A 4,792-nucleotide genomic window follows, 5' to 3' on the forward strand; every position below is an offset into this window, starting at 1 on the left:
GAAATACGCTATCAATTTAACGTGCGCTGGCAATGCACCCAAACGCAATCCTCTAATCACGTCCTTGTCAACTATTCTGAATCAATTTTCAGAACTTTCAAAACGAGAAACGTATTCCGCCTAACGGTTTAGTGGCATGTGGAGGAGCGACGTTAGGAGCTCTTACATCATCGCCACCTGTTATGAGTATTTTTATTTTAGTCGCAATGCTTCTTGTAATATCCTAACGCTAATTCATTTGATAATTTTATCGCTGATTGTAAGTCATTACAGGCTTCTTCCATTTTCTGTAGTTTTTCTGCATATAAAATAGCTCTATTGTAAAAATAAATACCACTTGCGTGTAATGAAATACTCTTGTTATAGTCTTGTAATGCTTTTTGAAATTCTCCCTTTTCTGAAAAAACAATTGCTCTTCTGTTGATAGCTTGGTGATAATTTGAATCAATTTGAATCGCCTTGTCTAAATAAGTTTCAGCTAGATCCAAATTCCCTAGAAACATTTGTGTTTTACCAAGTTCCTTAAAGGAACCAGGGTTGCTAGGATTAAGTTTGATTGATCTTTCTAAGTAGAATTTAGCTTCAGCCCAATTTTCAATATTATTGTAAGACTCACCAACTAATGCAACAATATGATTATTTAATTTTTTTTCTAAATACTCTTCTCCTAAGGAAATTACTTTTGAGTCTTCATTGAGTGCGTGATATATATTGATTAAGTTATAAAAGGCCTTATCGTAATCTGGTGCAATTTCTAGCGCTTTTCTCAAGTTGGCAAAAACTTCACTAGTATCTTTATTGGTTTTAAATTGAGCAATTGCGAGATTGTTAAAAGCCCTGTAGTTTTTTGGGTCTAATTGGATCGCTTGCTTGTTTAACCTGATTATTTCTAACTGATTATCTAGTTTCTCACTCTGGATACTAAGATTGAGTGATTGAGAATCGATTCCTTTCTTACAAGAATTGGGTATTAGCAAGGAAATGATTACTAGGAATTTAAGTCTATACATTTTTATGATTAATATAGCTATGTATTATCAGGTTTTTTGTTGATATCTTCTTATGGGCGTCTTCTAGTTTCAATTCTTTTTCCGATTATAATGTGACAAGATTTTAATCGCGAACTTATTGCGATCAGCTGCTTTAATTATCATAATACAGATCTCTATGAACCCTATCGGAATTCGCAAATTACTCATAACGTGATAGCTGTATCCGTCGTGGCGTCAGCGATAGCAGCCATGACGAGATGACAGCGTGTTATGGCGAGTTTTCATCATTCTCTAAATACAATTTTACTTTTGACATTTTCACCAGCTATTTCTGCAGGCTTAAATCTTTCAAAATTCAAAGTGGTCTTTTTTATCTCTTGGTAGTTTGATAAAGATTGATATGAAATTACTTCACCATTTTCATCAATATTCAAAACGTGAATAAATTTGTATTTCTTAGGCGGATCTATGCTCTTTGTAATTTCCTTGTTGATTTGTTGAATAGTGGTGTTGAATGACTTTTTATTTTTATATGTAGGTTTATTTATTAAAGCATCTGCGAGATAAAATTCGTCATGCAACTTTCCATCTAAGTCTTTATTCCCCATCATTTTGGCTCTCTCGCTTCCATATTTAAAGATCATGCCGGCAGATTTAGGTTTATCATCATCTTTCACTTCAGAATTGTGAAATTGAGACTTTAATTTCGATACAATGTTTTGAAGCTCTTCGAAATTTGCTGTCGTATAATCCCATGGCCCGAGTACTAAAGATCCTTGCAGTTGTGCGCACACTAATTCATCTTCATAAAACCAATAGCATGCGAAGGTTGGAAAATTCTTATTTGATTTCATTTTTATGTAAAGCACAGTTTTTGAATCCTCAAAACTTTGCTCTACAGAGATTCCTTTAGCATATATGTTTGCTATTGGGATTTCATACATCAATTGATGAAAATGGGGTGTTTCATTTTCGGGATGAAACCGATAATCATTGAGATACAAAGTATTTCTGATCGTATCGATACTAGCAAAGTATTCTCTAACAATATCAAAATCTGGAGCTCTGACTGTTCCAGTGATTGGCAGTGAATTTATTAGATCAATATTTGACTGGGCGAATAATGAGGTGTATGCTATTGTGCAGAACCAAATTGTAAAAATCTTTTTCATAGTGTTATTTATGGCAGCTACTATGCAAGGCAAATCCCCAATTATATAATCTAAGATTGAAATTCTACAAGATATATATTCGCAACCAACTTACATAGCTTCAATTGTCTAAATAAGATTTGAGTTAGATTATCTGCTATCGATCATACTTTAAATTCGCCATAACGGCCAGCGATAGGAGGAGTTTCGCTTTCCTCTATCTTGATCGGTTTTCTAATGTAGCAATATTTCATTCAATACTTGCAATCAGGACTCTTCTGAAGCGAAATTACTTCCTTATCGCATGTTATATTTCGTTTTGCTAAAAAAAATCTGAAGACACACATCGATGTCATTAAAAGGTTAAGCCGAAAGCGAAAGCCCCATTGATGAGCCACGAAGAGAAAGCATGGAATGGTTTAAGGCGAGCGACTACCAGATAGATGCTCCAAAAAACTAAAGTATAGCGCCAAAAGGTTTAAAAAAGACTAAATCAATTGAGATTTATGAGCGAAGCTGTGCAGAAAGTCGGACTACGGTGCTACAGTGAATATTCAAACATTTGGAAATTCAATCGGACATTTGAAGTCCATCACAGGGAATCAGTGATATCAAGTAACGAGCGAAAGCCGGCTTAAGCGTTTATTCAAGTCATTCCAACCTACTAAAATCAAGGGTAAATGAAATATAACGTCGTAGCTGCAAGCGTCGTTCCGACAGAGGAGGAATGATCGGCTTTGCAGCATGTTATCTGTAGGAACTTAGTTTATAAAAACTTACTTGCTTTTCTATCTAGAATTTTTTCAGCAACTAAATTTGATTGTTCGACTGGTATTACCTCTATGATTGGGTTTCGTTTGATAGTTTCCCATAATTGGTGAACATTCTTTTTGGATAAATCTGGTTCATCTGATATTAGATAAAATAGATTGTCTTTCAAAGAAGTGTTGAACTTAGAAGAAAGCGTTGGAATCAGAGTGAAATACTTATATATATTATTTTGGAGACTTTGGACACTTTGTTCAAAAGACAATGATTTTGCTCCTATCAGTTGTCCATTTTTACCAATGACATCCATTTCATAGTTAAAAAATATGTCTGGAAATTTACTTTTTTCAAATCGAAAGTTTACATGCACTTTGTCATTAACTTTAGAAATCAACAAATTATTAATGTGATTTTGAAAATCTGCAAATTTGAAATCCTCCTTTTTATTAGATTCCAGAGATTCATTAAATAGGGATTTAACTAAGCTTGCAAAATCTTTATCATTGATTTCTTTATTAAGTAGAAAAGGAGTTGAAAATTGAATCAGTCCATTTGAATATGAATTCAAGTAATTAAAATATTCACTTGAAGCCAAATAGTTTGTCTTCTCAAACAAAAGATCTTGAGAGTCATATACATCTGATGAATAAGTCTTTTCGCAAATGGTATTTATAATCGAGTCCAATTCCTTTTTTGAAATAGATAACAGTCGATATGCGATATTCTTTTTCTCTTGTGAAATAAAAAGACGTGATTTCTTACCACTAAACAAAACTAATCCTATCACCAGTGAGTCGCCGACTATTGGGTTTGGAGATATTTTTATTAATGAATAGAAATTTTTCATAACAACATTCTACACTTAAACTCTTCAAAAACTTTACCACTTCTGTTTTCGTCAAATAAATAAGCTTGTAAAGGAATAAACGTATTTTCAGGTAAATTAAATGTCTTAAGTAGGAAATTTAAGTCTTGTATTACATTTTTTTTACATTCGCCGATACAATAATAGAAATAATCCCTTTCACTTTTTAAAAATTCAGGAGTTATAGGGATATACTTTTTCAAAAACACGCCTAATTCTGAATCTAGCAAATGTTCATTAGCAGAAGGGTTGAATACAGCCGGATTTAACTCTTTGTATTCTAGTTGGTTAAATACAAAGCAGTGATCAATTGGAGTAAATTTTATCTTACCGTTTTCATGAGTCAACATTAGGTTGTAATTGAGATTTCTTCTATCCAAGTTTTCCACCCATGTATCAAACAAACCTATTTTTATAACTTCCATAGGATTGAGAATCTTATTAAAGTCGTGCTTATTTTTAGTTGCAAGTATTAGATTATTTACATCATCTGAATTTTCTAAATATTTTGATCCAAAACAATTTGGTGTGAAGTGATCTATGTTCTGATTGCTTGATAGATTAGCTGATTCTAGTAGGCTTGTATCGACTTTTATTAAACATGGCTCTGCAAAAGGAAGATTCCACGAACTTAAAAGAGAGGTGCAAATGAATTCATTGAGTATTTCTAGCGGTACTTTTCGTCCTTTTCCATTTTTTACGACGTATTTTTCATAACTATCTGCTAAAACAAGAAGTGGTCTATGTCCAGAAGTAGCAAATTCTTTTAAAATTGAGATGGCATTACTTCTTGAAATATTCATAGCTACCACAAATATAATTACATTGGGGGTTTATGTTGAGTCTTCTTACAGATAACGGCCAGCGATAGGAGGAGTTTCGCTTTCCCCTATCTTGATCGGTTTTCTAATGTAGCAATATTTCATTCAATACTTGCAATCAGGACTCTTCTGCAGCGAAATTACTTCCTTATCGCATGTTATATTTCGTTTTGCTAAAAAAAAATCTCAAGACAC

General features: G+C 33.1%; 4 protein-coding genes. All 4 read right to left on the minus strand.

Annotation, left to right across the window (positions count from 1 at the left end):
• Positions 1 to 197: 197 nt before the first annotated feature.
• Entirely contained in the window at positions 198 to 1,010 is an 813-nt protein-coding gene (locus L2567_RS20500; protein WP_235299733.1) for a tetratricopeptide repeat protein, read from the minus strand.
• A gap of 266 nt (positions 1,011 to 1,276) precedes the next feature.
• Positions 1,277 to 2,164 (minus strand): hypothetical protein, encoded by an 888-nt coding sequence (locus L2567_RS20505; protein ID WP_235299734.1) that lies wholly within the window; start codon positions 2,162 to 2,164, stop codon positions 1,277 to 1,279.
• 745 nt (positions 2,165 to 2,909) lie between these two features.
• Positions 2,910 to 3,758 carry a hypothetical protein gene (locus L2567_RS20510; protein WP_235299735.1) on the minus strand — a complete coding sequence of 283 codons (849 nt, stop codon included), beginning with the start codon at positions 3,756 to 3,758 and terminating at the stop codon, positions 2,910 to 2,912.
• On the minus strand, positions 3,755 to 4,579 hold the full coding sequence (locus L2567_RS20515) for a HipA family kinase (RefSeq protein ID WP_235299736.1): 825 nt from the start codon (positions 4,577 to 4,579) through the stop codon (positions 3,755 to 3,757). The genes L2567_RS20510 and L2567_RS20515 overlap by 4 nt, the downstream gene beginning before the upstream one ends.
• Between the last annotated feature and the right edge of the window lie 213 nt (positions 4,580 to 4,792).

Origin of the sequence: Portibacter marinus (genome assembly GCF_021533195.1) — a bacterium.
GTDB classification, from domain to species: domain Bacteria; phylum Bacteroidota; class Bacteroidia; order Chitinophagales; family Saprospiraceae; genus Portibacter; species Portibacter marinus.